Below are 14,394 nucleotides of genomic sequence, written 5' to 3'. Positions count from 1 at the left end.
CGAGTACGGACGGATTGGCGGAACGGTGCACACGTTCCGCCAAGGCCGCCCGCTCCGCCTTTGCGGTATGATGACAGTCCATGGTGTTGCTGAAACGACTGCGTGACCGGCTGATCGATCTGGCGATCGTCATTTTCGGCGTCTCCATTCTCGTCTTCGGCTTCATCCGCATGATCCCCGGAGACGCCGTCGCCATCATGCTCGGCGCCAATGCCGAGGTGACGCCGGAACGGATTGCTGCCATCCGCACCCGGCTGGGCCTCGACCTGCCGATCCACGAGCAATATTTCGTCTGGGTGTCGAATGTGCTGCGCGGCGATTTCGGCGTGTCGATCTGGACGGGCAGGCCGGTGATCGAGGAGATCGGCCACCATGTTTGGCCGACCCTGCAGCTCACCCTGCTGGCGCTTCTGACGGCGATCGTTCTCGCCATTCCCCTCGGCATCCTGATGGCCAACATAAGGGGCAGGCGCGGCGAAGCCTTTGTCCAGGCGGGCTCGGTCATCGGGCTGACGGTGCCGCCCTTCTGGCTGGGGATCATCATGATCCTGGTGCTGTCGACGGTGGCGCCGAGCCTCCAGATGCTGGGCTATGTGCCGTTCACGACCGATCCGATCGGCAACATACAACGCCTGATATTGCCCGCCTTCGCGCTGAGCCTGCCGATCATGGCAAACCTGGCGCGCCTTTTGCGCTCGACGCTGCTCGAAGCCATGCAACAGGACTATATCCGCACCGCCCGCGCCAAGGGCGTGCCGGCGCGCCGCATCCTCTATCGCCACGCGCTGCGCAACGCCATCATCCCGTTCGTGACCAGCGTCGGCATCATGGCGGGCTATCTTCTGAGCGGCGCGATCGTGATCGAACAGGTGTTCGCCATTCCCGGTCTCGGCCGCCTGATCCTCGGCGCCATCGCCGAGCGCAACTACCCGCTGCTGCAGGCAGCAATCCTGCTGGTGACGTGCAGCTTCGTGCTGATCAACTTCCTGGTCGACATCGTCTACACGCTGATCGACCCGAGGATCACGGAATGAGCGGCGGCACCATCGAACGTCCGGCCGAGCAGCCCGTGCCAACCCATCCGGCGCGGCGGTTCACCCTGCCCGAGCCGAGCCTTTACAATCTGTCGCTCGGCATGATCATTCTCATCACGATCGTGGCCGTGGCGGCGCCTTGGATCGCGCCCTACGATCCGCTCGAACAGGACATCATCCAGCGCCTGAAGGGCCCTTCGGCGGCGCACTGGCTGGGCACCGACCAGCTGGGCCGCGATCTGTTATCCCGGATCATGCACGGCCTGCGCGCATCTCTTGCCATCTCGGCGGGGGCTGTCGGTGTGGCCCTCGTCTTCGGCAGCATTCTGGGGCTGCTGGCGGCCTATTATCGCGGCTGGACGGAACGGGTCATCATGCGGCTGATGGACGTGCTGTTCGCGTTTCCGGTCATGCTGCTGGCGATCGGCGTGATCGCGCTGCTGGGACCGGGCAGTTTTCCGACGGCGGCGGCGATCGCCATCGTCTACACGCCCATATTCGCCCGTTTGCTGCGCGCGCCCGCACTGGTGGTCGCATCGAGCGACTATGTGCTCAGCGCGCGGTCGATCGGCGCGTCGGACCTGCGCATCATCGTCTTCCACATCCTGCCCAACCTTGCGAGCGTGATCCTCGTCCAGGTCAGCCTTCTGTTGTCCTCGGCGATCCTGGTCGAAGCGTCCCTGTCGTTTCTCGGGCTGGGGACACAGCCGCCGGTGCCATCGCTCGGCATGATGCTGTCGGAGGGCCGCAACTTCCTGTTTCTTGCGCCCTGGGCGGCGATTTTCTCCGGGCTCGCCATTCTGATCGTCGCCTTCGCGCTGAACCTGTTCGGCGACGCGCTGCGCGACAATCTCGATCCGCGGCTGCGCCAAAGCTGATCCGGCGCACGGGATCGTCGGACGGGGCAAATGCACCCGTCGGACGGCCGGTTCAGCCTGCCGCCACGTGGCTTGCCAGTTTTCCGCCCGTCTGCGGCGCCTTGACGCCCGTCGTCAGCGGGTAGCTGTAGGGCATCTGGCGCATCGAACGGATCGCCAGAAACGCAAAGCACTCGGCCTCGACGGCATCGCCGCGCAGGCCGACATCCTCGGCCAGGAGGATCTCGCATCCGGTGCGTTTGGCCATTTCGCGCATCATGGTGGGGTTTTTGCGCCCGCCGCCGCACACGATGATCCGCGTGGGCCGCTTGGGCAGCAGATCCAGCCCCTTGCCGACCGAACCGGCGGTGAAGGCGGTGAGCGTCGCCGCACCGTCCTCAAGGCCCAGCCCGTCGGCCATCGACGCCAGAAAATCGAACCGGTCCAGCGATTTGGGGAACGCCGCCGAAAGATAAGGGTGCTCCAACAGGCTCTTTAGCCGGTCCTCGTCGACCGAGCCGGCAGCGGCGATCCTGCCGTCGACATCCATGTCGGCGCCAGAATGGGCCGAGACCCAGTCATTGACCGGCGCATTGGCCGGCCCGGTGTCAAACGCCATCATCTCGTCGCCGTCGCACCAGGTGATGTTGGCGACACCGCCCAGATTGAGGATCGCCGTGTCGTTGCGCGCGTCGATCTTGCGCAGCATGGCCTTGTGATAGATGGCGGACAGGGGCGCGCCCTGGCCGCCGGCCTCCATGTCGGCCGAACGGAAGTCGTAGACGACGTCGGTACCGATGATCGAGGCCATCATCGCGCCGTCGCCAAGCTGCCGGGTGCGGCCGCGATGGCCGTTCTCGGGCGCCGCATGCAGAACGGTCTGGCCATGAAAGCCGACCGCCGCGATGTCCGCCGCCTGGTAGCCATGTTTGGCCAGGAAGCGATTGACCGCCTCCGACTGCGCCCGGGTCAGGGCGATCTCGGCCTCGCGGAAGATCTCCGGATCCGGGCCGGAAAACCGCCATTGCAGGGCCGCCTGGAAGGTCTCTCGCAGCAACGAGCGTATGTCGGTCGGATAGGGCGCCAGTTCCCATGGACCGAACGCATCGATCGTCTCGCCGTCGGTCTTGATCATTGCGATGTCGATGAACCCGTCGAGAACGGTGCCGGTCATCAGGCCGATTGCCCAGGCAGGCTGCATGTTGGACGTCTCCTTGGTCAGGCGGCAGCGCTTTGGGCCGGCGGCGCCAGGTGCTGCGGGAAGATGGAGCCCGCCGGCTGGCGGCGGAAACTGTGGAGGGCGGCTGTCGAGCCGGCATCGCCGGACAGGCTGCAGTGGAAGGAAAATGCGCCGCGGCGATGCCGGCGATCATCCCTGCCCGTCACATCGTCGCGGAACCCATCTTGAGGCATGTCTTCGGTCAATCGCCGCTCACTGGTATTTAAAAGGTATGATATGTCTTGGATCGAAATCTGGCAATCGGTTTCGCCATGCAAACATCGGCGTCACGCAACACAGACAACGCAGCCCCCGATCCGGGACGTTTGATGGAGATCGACGGACCCGGTTGCCGGCGCGAAGCGGAAGATCGCGACCGCGCCGCGGGACGCGCCTGCACTGTCGAGCGGATTGCGCGGCAGCCAAGCGCCGCGATCCACCGGTTCGCGCGATGCAGCGATGCCGCCTGCGGCTGAGGCGGAGAGTTCGGGAGAAACTTCGAACCCGGCCTCCGCAAGCGCACGACCGTGCGCCGGCCGGTCAGGCCGCCCCCGCGGAGCCAGCGAACGCAGTGAGCTTGGCGTGAGCGAAACAATGGCGGAGACGAAGTCCGAAAGTTGTTGTTTATCAGAAGCTTAAGTGATTGATTTTGCTGGACGGGGGATTTTCGAGTGTTGCGGATTGTGCAGCAAAGTGTGTAGCAGAAAATGGCAGTGCCCCTCGTAACTGCCGAACTAGAAAGACGCATAACCGTCCTATGGATTGTCGGATTGGGCAAGAGACGCTCTTCGAACGCAAGACAGTTCAGCAAGAGTCACAGTGGAGCTCTGCACCGCGCTTTTGACTTGGTACTCACCACGCACGTAAGACCCCGGAAGAGCAGTTGCCGGTACTTCCCGAAGGAGACCACCCGTCTTTATCGTCGCCGACTCGCGCTTAAGCTTCACTGACGCGTATCATGAAGCTAGCATAGCCGAATGCGGCAGTGATAGTTAGCACGAACACGCACGGGGAGAACAGTTTGCATACGGTACAGTCAATAGCTTCTGAGATTTCGAAATCTTCACTGCCGACCACGCTTTTCCTCGGTGCAGGGTCGAGCATACCATCTGGCGCTCCGTCTGGCGCGGCCTTAGCCGCCGAGCTTACGCAAAACTTCTTCAAAGGAGACAAGGAGCGTGACCTTGCGGACATTGCGGGTCGCGTCGAACTAAAGTTCGGCCGCAAGCCCTTGATAGATTTTCTCAGGTCAAAGATCGAACCCTTACATCCATCAAAAACAGTGGCGCAAGTACCAAACTTCAACTTTTCCCGAATTTTCACGACGAACTATGATCTTCTTGTTGAACGAGCGTACCATCAGGCTTCCATAGACTTGCCGGTTATCAGGTCCAACAAGGATTACGCTTTTGATGAGCGCCAGTACAATACTATGCTGTTTAAGTTGCACGGCTGCATTACCGAGGACCGTGCAGATGGCTTAAGCCATGGAATGATTTTGACTGATGAAGACTACTCCACTTATGGTCGCTATCGTCAGATTGGGTTTAAATTCTTTGAACAATCCCTGGCGACATCGAACTTTGTATTTGTCGGCTACTCAATGTCTGACTCAAATATCAAAGAATACGTTGAGCGAGCAATTGAACTCACGAGCCAGCAAAACTGTCCAGGTAAGCTCTATCTACTCCTGTATGAGGAAGATGAGATCGAGGCACTGAGGTGGCAGAATAGGGGTTTGAGTGTTGCATTTGGAGACCTAGACAGACTCCTATTGGCACTATCATCGGTCGATGAAGATCCAAATTCAGTAAGCATATTCAGTCCTGTAAGCAACGTTTCTAGACACCGTGTTTCTGCAGCGATTTCAGCAATCGATCCATTGGACGAGAGGGGCAGAAGGGGCGATCTAAGCAAGCTGGTTTCGGGTTCCGCTGTGACATATTCAGATATCCAAGAAGGACTCGCATTTGAACGCTCAGTAGCGAACGAGATTAAGCAGCAGATCTCAGAGAACAGCTCTGCTTCTGTTCATGTGATAGTTGGACCCAGCGGATCGGGTAAGACTAGCGCCGCCAGACTTGCTATGTCCGCGCTCTCGGATAAGGGACTTATTTGCTATGAGCATAAAGCTAGTGTCGGAGTAGATTTTCCAACCTGGCGCGACATCGAACGTGAGCACTTCCAGAATGGTGAGACTGCATGCGTCTTTTTTGACGAGCCAAATGCGAGCCAATTTGCTATCAATCAACTGGCAACCCACATCGGTGATGGTAAAGAGCGCTCCCTTTCTGTGGTGCTAACATATCACCCGTCAATTTGGACTTACCGGACAAAGTCTCCGGCCTTGGTTAAGAATGCAGTTCTACATGACCTTTCGCGCCTCACGCCAACCGATATCAATTCGATAGCGAGTCATGTTCGAAATTTACCAGAACTATCGAGACTACTGTCTCAAGATGTGCAGTCTATGAACCACTCGGATATAGCAAGAATGGTTTCTCGAAAGGCAAGATCAGATTTATTTGTCTCTCTCAAGTATCTTTTCGAAGTACGATCTCTCGACGAAATTGTTCTTAAGGAATTCGATCAATTAGGCCGAAATCAACCGAAGGCGATTAGGTCCGATATTCGCAGTATCTACGAGACAGTATCGTTTCTTGAGGCTGCTGGCCGACACGTTCATCGGCAAATGGTTCTGCGACTTTGCGATGTTCAAGCTGCTGAAATTAGTGACTTGTTAGATTATCTCGAGGGGGTCATATTTGAATCTGAACGGGACGATAGAATAGGGGGCATCTATCAGTGGTCGACTCGACATCCCCGGATATCAAGCATCATAGCCGGAAGTAAGTTCTCCTTTGCGAGAAGAAAGGCTTTTTTAAAGAGGATTATCGAATCGATCAATCCGGCCAGCGCAATCGAAAGGCAGTTTTGCGCACAACTGTGCAATTCGGATATAGGAATTGAATCCCTGCCGCCCAAAGATCAAACTGAGATGTATAGGTTGCTTACCGAAGTTGTGCCGGGCGAGCGAGTGCCGCGCCATCGACTTATCAGGAATTTGGTTCGCACGAAGGAGTTTGGACCTGCGGATTTGGCAATCGCTGAAGCGAGAGATATGCGGATAAATGACTCCGTCATTCATAGGTACGACGTTCTTTTGAACATTGAGAAGGCTGCCAACCAGAGCTTTCTGGAGGATGAGGACCGCCTTAACCTTCTGTCGACTGCTGCTTCTAAAGCCATGAAATCGCTCAGTAGGCGACCCGACGACAAGTATAATTACGAGAGTCTTTGCCGCGCTACTCTGGCTTTAGCGCAGGTAAGCGGTGACACCGATCAATTCGATGATGCTCTCACTCGTCTTAGGCAGTCATATCAGGACTTGGGAGACGACCAAATTCTTGGTTGGATCGGAAAATACGAGTCTGAACGCGTTCGGCTAGGATAGGTTCCCAGACTCATATTGCTACTTAGCAATACAGCGTACAACAAGGGTCATGCGAAAGAGTTGTCTGCTTTCAAGTGCTTACCTGCTCGACGCTGATGACCGCCTGCTGCAAGGAATTTGTATCCAGACTGGGTGCCCAGCTAGAGCGCGCCTCTACTGTTCCGTGCTCTCCCATGAAAGTGGATAATCATAACCCCAAGCCACGCTTCCGCCCAAACGTCCACTCCACACCACCACTCGGCAGCCCGACACCCCCGATCTGCTGGCCGATCCGTCGCCCGAGTGCGTCGTTCCAGGGGACGAGGCTGAAGCCCAAGCCGCTGTCGATCATGGCGAAGCGGCCGCTGGGGAGTTGTGTGCTGCCGACGAGTTCTCCGCCGAAGCGGCTGCCGGCTTTGACGGGGATCCAGTCGCGGCCACGCTCCGCTGCCATGGCGTGGCCGACCCGGTCGATCTCGCGTGCTTGCAGTCGTTGCACGAGGTCGCGCGGGGCGCGGATGCGGCCTTGGCCGAGGTCTTGCGCATCGCCGCGTTGGACGAGGACCTGCTTGCGGCGGTCCATGGCCCGCTTCGTCTCTAAGCCGAAGCCTGCCTCTCGCAGATTAAGGCTGCCCTGTCGCATCAGTTCCTTGTCGAGCCAGGTTGCGCCGTCATGGGTGACCTGCTTGTCCAGCCCGATTGGGGAGAGCAGCTCCAGACGCGCACCAGAGCCGTGCCCTTTTCGATCATAGGCCAGCCCATGCTCGGGCAGGTCCTGCGGCACCTTCCAATGATCCTCGCCCCAACGTTCCACGATCCCGGCGCGGCGCAGGGCCTCGAGGCGGCGGACGTGGGCGGCGACGAAGCGCTCCGGGTCGGGCGTGATCTTCTCTGCTCGGGCGATCTCGATGTGCCGCGACGGGTCGTAGGTTCCGTCAATGCCGGTGGCGGCGCGGATGTTACGATCGGCAGCGCGGGGTTCGGTCGGTGGTGGCACGGCAGCGACGATCATGCCGCGGGTGATGCCGTCGCAGCGCTCGGCGCGGAGCTCAACCTGGTGCACGCGCCCGTCCGTGCCGTCGATGACCAGCTGCACCCGGTCGCAATTTCCGTCGCCGGCGAGGTCGCGCGCCAGCACCCGGCCTGTGATCCGTTCGCGCAGCTTGTCGCGGTGAACGGCGAGTTGGGCGATGCCGCGCGCATCATCGAGGTCGTTGCCTTCGAGCGCCCGATGCATCGACTTGATGATGTCCTCGCGCTCGCTCAATGCGCGCAATGTGCCTTCGGCACGGTCGGAGATGTGCCATTCGCCGGGCCGTACTTCTGTTGCCAGACCCATCTTCTCGAGCCGCCGGGCACGGGCGATCAGCAACGCGCGGTTGCGCTTCATGGTCTCCAGCGTGTCGTGATCCGGGCGGAGATCAGCGAACTCGTTGGCGGACTCCTGTTCCGCGATCAGCATCCGGTCGAGACGGGTGAAGCGGTCCGCCTCCACCTCTCGGCGCAGCTGGTCGGTCACCTCCAGCTCGGTCTGCCGACCCAGTTCCAGCGTCACGATTTCGCTCGCCCGTTCGCGGATGCCATGCGCGATGTAGTCGCCCGCGATGTTCAGGATCTTCCCCTGGTCGGTCACGCCGCGGACCAGAATGTGCGTGTGCGGATGCCCGGTGTTGTAGTGATCGACAGCAATCCAATCGAGCCGCGTCTGCAGGTCGGCCTCCATCCGGGCCATCAGATCACGGGTTGTCTGGCGCAGGTCGGAGAGGTCGACGCCGTCCTCGGCGGAGACGATGAAGCGGAACTGGTGGCGATCCTCGCGACCTCGGTCGAGGAAGTCGCGGCCGTCGGCGGCATCCTCAGTGGCGGAATAGACCTGGCCCCGCTCGCCGTCCCGCGTGACACCATCACGTTCGAGGTAGCGCAGATGCGCGTCCACCGCTTTGGCGCCGACGAAGGTCCGCCCGCGCGCCGCGCCGCGCTGCGGGTTCAGCTTCACGATCCGCGCCTTCACCGTCACCCGCCGGGCGCGCGTCCGGGTCCCATCCGGGCCGCGCGACCACGGGTTCCTGGCTTTCAATTCGACCGCTACCTTCGCACCCCGACCGCGCGCGTTGAATCGTCCGCTCGCCTTTCCCTTTCCGGCCAGCCGGTTCGGATCGCCACCCGCGCGGCGCACGGCCTGGTGCACTTGGGCGAGAAACCCCTGCGGCTTGCGGCGCACACGCGGGGGCCCCGGCTGATGGTCCCGGGGCTTGCCGGGGCGGATGCGGAAGTCGGTCTCGTCACGGGTCATGGAGAGACGATTGGGGGTCGTATTGGGACGGATCAAGGGGCGTTCGAGGGTCATCGCAACGTGGCGTGCAAAGACAGGCTATGGCGTAGCTTGCTTCTGAGTTGCGGCGTGGCGTGGCAGGAAAGAGCGTTGAATTTATTGAAGGAAGTGTCGAAGCCTGCCGCACGATATCCGCGCAGCAACCGCGACAGAGCCCAAAAACCAATGTGCAGACAAAAACTTAGGGCCACCGGCCCGACCAGCGAGGAACTCGCTTTATCTTGCCATCTCTCATGTCGTCCTTCACGGCCCTCCCAAGCGGGCATTTGACGCTCTCCCTAAGGCCCAAACATGCAGACCGGGTGAGGCTGTCCGAAGTGATCCAGTTACGAGAGCCTAAGTCACGGTATCGATGGCCAGGATCGGCCCAAGGGCGAGCAAGCGCCCCGTCCGATTTGCACGCTGTAACAGGCCGCTTTGCGAGGCGCGGCCGCGCGCCCTGCACAAGCCGAATGCGCGGTCGCATGCTTCCAAGCATGACATCGTCTCGCCCTTCACCAAGACGCACTCGCCCGACTCAGTCGGTCGCGACCGCACGGATCGAGGCGGCGCTCTTGAAGGTCGCAGGTCTGGTCGCGGAGGACCCGGCCTTCGCGCCGGTCTTCGAGCGGTTGGAAGCGGAGTTGGCCGCAGCCGTGAAGGAGGAGAGCCGGATGTCAGAAGCGCAGCGCCGGGCGCGAGCGCTCTTGGCTCAGAAGGCGATGCGGGCGACAAGCTTGGCGACATGCTCCAGCGACGCGCCCTTGCCGTATCGCTCGCGGTCGAGCCGGTGACCGAAGAGGTCGCGGCGGATGCGTTCGTCGATCCCGGCGGCGAGCATCCGGTCTTCGAAAGAGTGTCGCAGGGAGTACATCGAGTGGCGCGGTGTCTCGAGCAGGCCATTGGCGCGGAGGAACTTGTTCACGACCGCGCTCAGCGTGGCCCGGTTGCGGTAGCGCGGAAAGCCCTGAGGATACAACTTGAAGGCCTCGAGCGAGACCCCGGTCAGTGGGATCACGCGGCGGGCATAGTGCGACTTCAATTGCCGTCCCTCGGGTTCAATGGATATGTGCGGCACGTGGCAATCCAGCCGGATGGTGTCGGCCGTCAGCGCCGCGCCTTCGGAGGGCCGGTAGCCCGTGTTGATCATCCCGAGCAGCAGCGCGCGGGCTTGACCGTTCAACCCGTCCAGTGCACCTGGGGCGAGCAGGCGCGCCCTGATCCAGTCTTCACTGAAAGGCGGGCGTGTCTGCTTCTCGCCCTCCTTGAAGGACAACTCGCCCAGCGGCAGCGACAGGCCAAGGCGCTTCATCGTGTTGACGGTCTTCAACACGTCGCCCAGGTGGATTAGGTCCTTGTTCGCCGAGTTCGCCGTTACTTGGCCGGCTTCGATCCGGTCGAGCCAGTGTTGCCGGAAGTCCAGCATGTCGTCACGGGTGATATTGGCGATCTCCTTGTCGCCGACGACCGCAACGAAGTTCTTCACCGCCTTCTTGCGCGGAGCCTCCCATCGCCGCAACTGGTCCTCGCTCTTTCCGAGTGTCTTCTCTTTGGCAAGCCCCCAATACAGTTCCAGAGCTTTGCTGACTGTAATGCGCGGCTCAGGGACAGTGCCGAGAAGAGCGGCGGCCTCGATGGCATCGGGTTGGTTCGCCGGGGCCGGGATCGCCTCGACGCGCTCGACAACTTCCTCGACCGGAAGCCTGGCGACGGCCCCCGCATCGAGGTACCGAAACCCGCGCGTCCGGGCCAGATTACGCGCGGCCTCGTAGCGGGCCTCCGCATCCGCGCTGTTCCCGGCCAGCCGCGCCTCCCAAGCCTCGATCATCTGGCTCCACGCCCGATCCGCCTTGCTCCGAGCGATGGTCTCCGAGTCGGTATGCAGGCTGATCCAGACGGTTTCGCGCGGCTCGATACCCCGATACCGGCGCGGCACGCGGCGGCGGAGGTGGTAGAGACGGCCTCGTTTCGCGATGCTCATGGCGGATAAGTCCTCCATCTGTGCAGCAAATTGTGTAGCAAAATGTGCAGCAAATCAAGCGGACCAAACACCGCCGTCAGCGCGAAAACGCCGAATTCCACCCTACTATCAGACAGTTGTGAGGCGACGATTCTGAGGAAAATGGCGGAGAGGAAGGGATTCGAACCCTCGAGACGGTTTTGCCGCCTACTCCCTTAGCAGGGGAGCGCCTTCGACCACTCGGCCACCTCTCCGTTCGGGCGTTTTCGAGGATTTCCGGCGATTTTGCAACCGCCACCGATGCAGTTTCGTGCGGCCTGCCACGGCGCGCGGCAGGATCAAACCGGCGGGTGCTGGCCAAATCCGACGCGGTCGGTCCTGTCGGGCGCCCTCGCCCCGCCTTTCGGGCTCAAAGGACAGGTGGTGACGGAGCGCCGACGGATGCGTTCCAAGCCGCGCAACGCCCGCTTACCGAAACGCAAAAATCTGCTATCAGCGGCGCCACCCGACCCCCAGGAGCGCCGTTCATGCCGCCACGCCCCAATCCGCTCGTCGATGCCCTGCCGGCGACGATCCCTTTCGTTGCGCCCGAGCGCACCGAGCGCGAGACCGGCATGGCATTTGAGGCGCGGCTGGGCGCCAATGAGGGCAATTTCGGCGCGGCGCCGGCGGCGACCGCGGCGATGGCCCGGGCGGCGCGCGAGGCGGTCCGGAACTATCCGGACCCCGAAAGCTGGGCGCTGCGCGAGGCGCTGGCAACCCGTCTCGGCGTCGCCATGGAGGAGATCGTCGTCGGGCCGGGCATTGACGGCCTTCTCGGGCTTATCGTGCGAATCTTCGCGCGCGAGGGCGATGCGGTCGTCACCTCGCTCGGCGCCTATCCGACCTTCAACTATCATGTGGCTGGCTATGGCCGTCGGCTGGCGACCGTGCCCTATCGCGACGACCGGGAAGACCTCGATGCGCTCGCCGCCACGGCGCGCGCCGAAAACGCGGCGATCGTCTATGTCTCCAACCCGGACAATCCGATGGGGACATGGTGGGACGCCGCCGCGATCGACGCGTTCTGCGATGCCGTGCCCGAACGAACGCTGATCGTTTTGGACGAAGCCTATGGCGAGACAGCGCCGGCGGGCACGCTGCCGCCCGTCGATACCGCACGGCCCAACCTGATCCGGCTGCGCACTTTTTCGAAAGCCTATGGGCTGGCGGGCCTGCGCTGCGGCTATGCGTTCGGCACCCAGGCGCTGATCGCCCCGTTCGACAAGGTGCGCGATCATTTCGGCGTCAACGTGATGGCGCAGGCCGCCGCCCTCGCCTCGCTGGGCGACCGCGACTGGCTGGCCGGCACGCTGGGCAAGATCGCGGCGGCCCGCGACGAGATCGCGCGGATCGGGGGCGACAACGGGCTCACCGCCCTGCCCTCGGCAACCAATTTCGTAACGCTCGATTGCGGCCGCGACGGCAACCATGCCATGGCGGTTCTGAAGGGGCTGATGGATGGCGGCGTTTTTGTCCGCAAACCGATGGCGCCGGTGCTCGACCGGTGTATCCGCGTCAGCGTCGGCCGGCCTGAAGAGCTGGCGCATTTCGCCACGACGCTGCCGATAGCGCTTGCCCAAGCGCGCGGCGATGCTTGATCGCAAACGGCAAATCGGCGAGGGCTTGGTTCAAGGCCGGCTTCGGCGAGCACGAGCATGGATGCTGACAGCGTGACCGATACACATCAGGAGCCGGACGGCGACGGCACGGATGAAGCCGACCGCCAGGCGATGATCATGATCCGGCCCAGCCGGCACACGCTGCCCGAGGACATCTTCGCCATTTCGATCGGCGTGGCGCTGGTCTCGTTCGGCGTCTTTCTGTTCCAGCAGGCCGAACTGGTCGTTTCCGGCGTTGCCGGCATCGCGCTGACCATCTCCTATGCGACCGGGCTCGATTTCTCCGCCCTGTTCTTTGCGCTCAACCTGCCGTTTTACGCGCTGGCCGTACGCGGCATGGGCTGGCGGTTCGTGATCAAGACGTTCTGCGCCATCGCGCTGATGAGCGTTCTGGTACGCTACTACCCGGTTCTGATCACCATCGAGACGCTGGAGCCGGGGTTTGCCGCGCTGATCGGCGGGATCATGATCGGGCTGGGGCTTCTGGCGCTGTTCCGCCACGGCGCGGGACTCGGCGGCATCAACATCCTGGTCTACTGGCTGCAATCGGCGCGCGGCATGCGCGCCGGCTATGTCCAGCTCGGCATTGACGCGCTGATCCTGGCCGGCGCCGCGCTCGTCATCGGATGGCAGGGCATCGTGTGGTCGGTGGCCGGCGCGGTAATGTTCAACCTGATCCTGGGTGTCAACCACAAGCCGGGCCGCTATGTCGGCGTGAACTGACGGCGCACACGGACACCGCCGAAACGAAAAAGGCCGCGCGCTCACACCCCAAGAGCGCGCGGCTTGTCAGCGGTACCCCGTTGCGACCGGTCGCTTGCCCCCCGCAAACCGGTGCCCCACCCGCCGATGTCTTTTCGAAGCCGGCCGTCGGGCCGGCACCACCGCTCAATGGCGGGTCATCCACTCACGCGCTTCGCGCAGCGCCTTGGCCAGTTCGGCCTTGTTCATGGTTTCGGCGATCTCGGCGCGCAGGGCGCCGGCTCGCGGCGAGCCCTTGATGGCCGCGATGTTGAACCATTTGTGCGCGGCAACCAGATCGGCGTCGCCATTGCGGCCCGTCGCGCAAGCCAGGCCCATCTCGAACAAGATGTCTGCATTGGCGCCGGCGCCCATCCCGGCAAAGTCGGCGTTTTCCATTTCAAGGCGTGCCATGTCGACCCCCTATTGCGTGTCCCTGTTTCGTCCCCGAGCGCTTTGTCGTCCCGGCGTTTTGATGGGTGGAGGATGCCGGCAAGGCTTCAACGGCTGGCAAACAAGTGTCCTTAATGGCGCGCAAACGAAACAAAAACAGGGGGTAAATTCAATTGCGCGTTAACATGTCAAGTAGCTGATTTTGCTTGGCAAACCGGGGATTTTCACACATCGTTCACAGTTGGCGCGGAAAGCAATCGCTAACCGTGGCAGCGGGTCGATGCGGGAGGGACGCGGTTTTTGCCGGTCCATGAAGCGACCGATCCGCCCGCCGGAACGCTACCGACTCCCGTCAAAACCCGTTTACTTTTACGTGTGCGTCAATAATAGTGCACGCGAACGGTCCTTGAACCGTGCATGATTGGGAGGAACCTCATGAAGACATCTCTGCTTGCGCTGGCGGTCGCCGTCACCATGACCGCAACGCCCGCTCTTGCCGACGCCATTGTCGGCACCTGGCTGCGCCCCAGCACCGGAACGCTCGTCAATTTCGCCCCGTGCGGATCGAGCTTCTGCGGCACGGTGCGCAACGGCGAATATGCCGGCCAGTCGATCGGCACGCTGTCGGGTTCGGGCAGCAGCTATAACGGCCAGATCACCGACCTCGCCGAAGGCAAGACCTATCGCGGCAAGGCACGTATCAGCGGCAACACGATGAAGCTGCAGGGCTGCATTCTGGGCGGCGCCATCTGCCGCGGCGAAGACTGGCAGCGCCAGTAAACCCG

11 protein-coding genes and 1 tRNA gene are annotated in these 14,394 nt (G+C 61.9%); 6 read left to right on the top strand and 6 right to left on the bottom strand.

The features are described from left to right. Positions 1-80: 80 nt before the first annotated feature. Entirely contained in the window at positions 81-1,034 is a 954-nt protein-coding gene (locus ACOQOU_RS15125; protein WP_245412872.1) for an ABC transporter permease, read from the top strand. Beyond that, positions 1,031-1,912, top strand: a complete 882-nt coding sequence (locus tag ACOQOU_RS15120) for an ABC transporter permease (RefSeq protein WP_306024581.1) — start codon at positions 1,031-1,033, stop codon at positions 1,910-1,912. The genes ACOQOU_RS15125 and ACOQOU_RS15120 overlap by 4 nt, the downstream gene beginning before the upstream one ends. 52 nt (positions 1,913-1,964) lie before the next feature. Here ACOQOU_RS15120 and ACOQOU_RS15115 read toward each other — a convergent pair whose 3' ends face one another. Both ACOQOU_RS15115 and ACOQOU_RS15110 read right to left on the bottom strand, forming a co-directional pair. Continuing rightward, positions 1,965-3,092: an anhydro-N-acetylmuramic acid kinase gene (locus tag ACOQOU_RS15115; RefSeq protein WP_306024580.1), complete on the bottom strand. Its 1,128-nt coding sequence runs from the start codon at positions 3,090-3,092 to the stop codon at positions 1,965-1,967. 17 nt (positions 3,093-3,109) lie between these two features. Next, positions 3,110-3,316 carry a hypothetical protein gene (locus ACOQOU_RS15110; RefSeq protein ID WP_109767253.1) on the bottom strand — a complete coding sequence of 69 codons (207 nt, stop codon included), beginning with the start codon at positions 3,314-3,316 and terminating at the stop codon, positions 3,110-3,112. A gap of 815 nt (positions 3,317-4,131) precedes the next feature. On the opposite strand from ACOQOU_RS15110, the gene ACOQOU_RS15105 reads away from it, so the two are divergent. Beyond that, positions 4,132-6,564, top strand: coding sequence for an SIR2 family NAD-dependent protein deacylase (locus ACOQOU_RS15105; protein ID WP_306024579.1), 2,433 nt, complete (start codon positions 4,132-4,134; stop codon positions 6,562-6,564). A 187-nt stretch (positions 6,565-6,751) separates the two neighbouring features. On the opposite strand, the gene ACOQOU_RS15100 is transcribed toward ACOQOU_RS15105, so the two are convergent. From ACOQOU_RS15100 to ACOQOU_RS15090, 3 genes are all read right to left on the bottom strand, one after another. After that, positions 6,752-8,890 (bottom strand): DUF3363 domain-containing protein, encoded by a 2,139-nt coding sequence (locus tag ACOQOU_RS15100; RefSeq protein ID WP_306024578.1) that lies wholly within the window; start codon positions 8,888-8,890, stop codon positions 6,752-6,754. A gap of 676 nt (positions 8,891-9,566) precedes the next feature. Further along, a complete protein-coding gene (locus tag ACOQOU_RS15095; RefSeq protein WP_306024577.1) occupies positions 9,567-10,835 on the bottom strand; it encodes a DUF6538 domain-containing protein in 1,269 nt (422 codons plus the stop codon). Positions 10,836-10,977: 142 nt separating this feature from the next. Further along, positions 10,978-11,068, bottom strand: a tRNA-Ser gene (locus ACOQOU_RS15090). Positions 11,069-11,341: 273 nt separating this feature from the next. Here ACOQOU_RS15090 and ACOQOU_RS15085 point away from each other — a divergent pair. Next, the gene (locus ACOQOU_RS15085) at positions 11,342-12,454 is read left to right on the top strand and encodes a pyridoxal phosphate-dependent aminotransferase (protein ID WP_306024576.1); all 1,113 of its coding nucleotides are present in this window, start codon (positions 11,342-11,344) and stop codon (positions 12,452-12,454) included. Positions 12,455-12,511: 57 nt separating this feature from the next. Then, complete coding sequence (locus ACOQOU_RS15080; RefSeq protein ID WP_306024575.1) at positions 12,512-13,198, top strand: YitT family protein; 687 nt, start codon at positions 12,512-12,514, stop codon at positions 13,196-13,198. Positions 13,199-13,363: 165 nt separating this feature from the next. Here the strand turns inward: ACOQOU_RS15080 and ACOQOU_RS15075 are convergent, their stop codons facing one another. Further along, entirely contained in the window at positions 13,364-13,630 is a 267-nt protein-coding gene (locus ACOQOU_RS15075) for a sel1 repeat family protein (protein WP_109767258.1), read from the bottom strand. A gap of 414 nt (positions 13,631-14,044) precedes the next feature. Here ACOQOU_RS15075 and ACOQOU_RS15070 point away from each other — a divergent pair, with 414 nt between their 5' ends. Then, a complete protein-coding gene (locus ACOQOU_RS15070) occupies positions 14,045-14,389 on the top strand; it encodes a DUF2147 domain-containing protein (RefSeq protein WP_306024574.1) in 345 nt (114 codons plus the stop codon). The last annotated feature ends 5 nt before the right edge of the window (positions 14,390-14,394 follow it).

This window comes from Oceaniradius stylonematis (assembly GCF_965223445.1).
GTDB classification, from domain to species: Bacteria; Pseudomonadota; Alphaproteobacteria; order Rhizobiales; family Rhizobiaceae; genus Roseitalea; species Roseitalea stylonematis.
This window is presented reverse-complemented; position numbering and strand designations above follow the sequence as displayed.

Excerpts from the sequence above, each read along its gene's own strand:
- ACOQOU_RS15125 (WP_245412872.1), top strand. The coding sequence starts at position 81 with ATGGTGTTGCTGAAACGACTGCGTGACCGGCTGATCGATCTGGCGATC.
- ACOQOU_RS15080 (WP_306024575.1), top strand. The coding sequence starts at position 12,512 with ATGGATGCTGACAGCGTGACCGATACACATCAGGAGCCGGACGGCGAC.
- ACOQOU_RS15115 (WP_306024580.1), bottom strand. The coding sequence starts at position 3,092 with ATGCAGCCTGCCTGGGCAATCGGCCTGATGACCGGCACCGTTCTCGAC.
- ACOQOU_RS15085 (WP_306024576.1), top strand. The coding sequence starts at position 11,342 with ATGCCGCCACGCCCCAATCCGCTCGTCGATGCCCTGCCGGCGACGATC.
- ACOQOU_RS15075 (WP_109767258.1), bottom strand. The coding sequence starts at position 13,630 with ATGGCACGCCTTGAAATGGAAAACGCCGACTTTGCCGGGATGGGCGCC.
- ACOQOU_RS15120 (WP_306024581.1), top strand. The coding sequence starts at position 1,031 with ATGAGCGGCGGCACCATCGAACGTCCGGCCGAGCAGCCCGTGCCAACC.
- ACOQOU_RS15070 (WP_306024574.1), top strand. The coding sequence starts at position 14,045 with ATGAAGACATCTCTGCTTGCGCTGGCGGTCGCCGTCACCATGACCGCA.
- ACOQOU_RS15095 (WP_306024577.1), bottom strand. The coding sequence starts at position 10,835 with ATGAGCATCGCGAAACGAGGCCGTCTCTACCACCTCCGCCGCCGCGTG.
- ACOQOU_RS15100 (WP_306024578.1), bottom strand. The coding sequence starts at position 8,890 with ATGACCCTCGAACGCCCCTTGATCCGTCCCAATACGACCCCCAATCGT.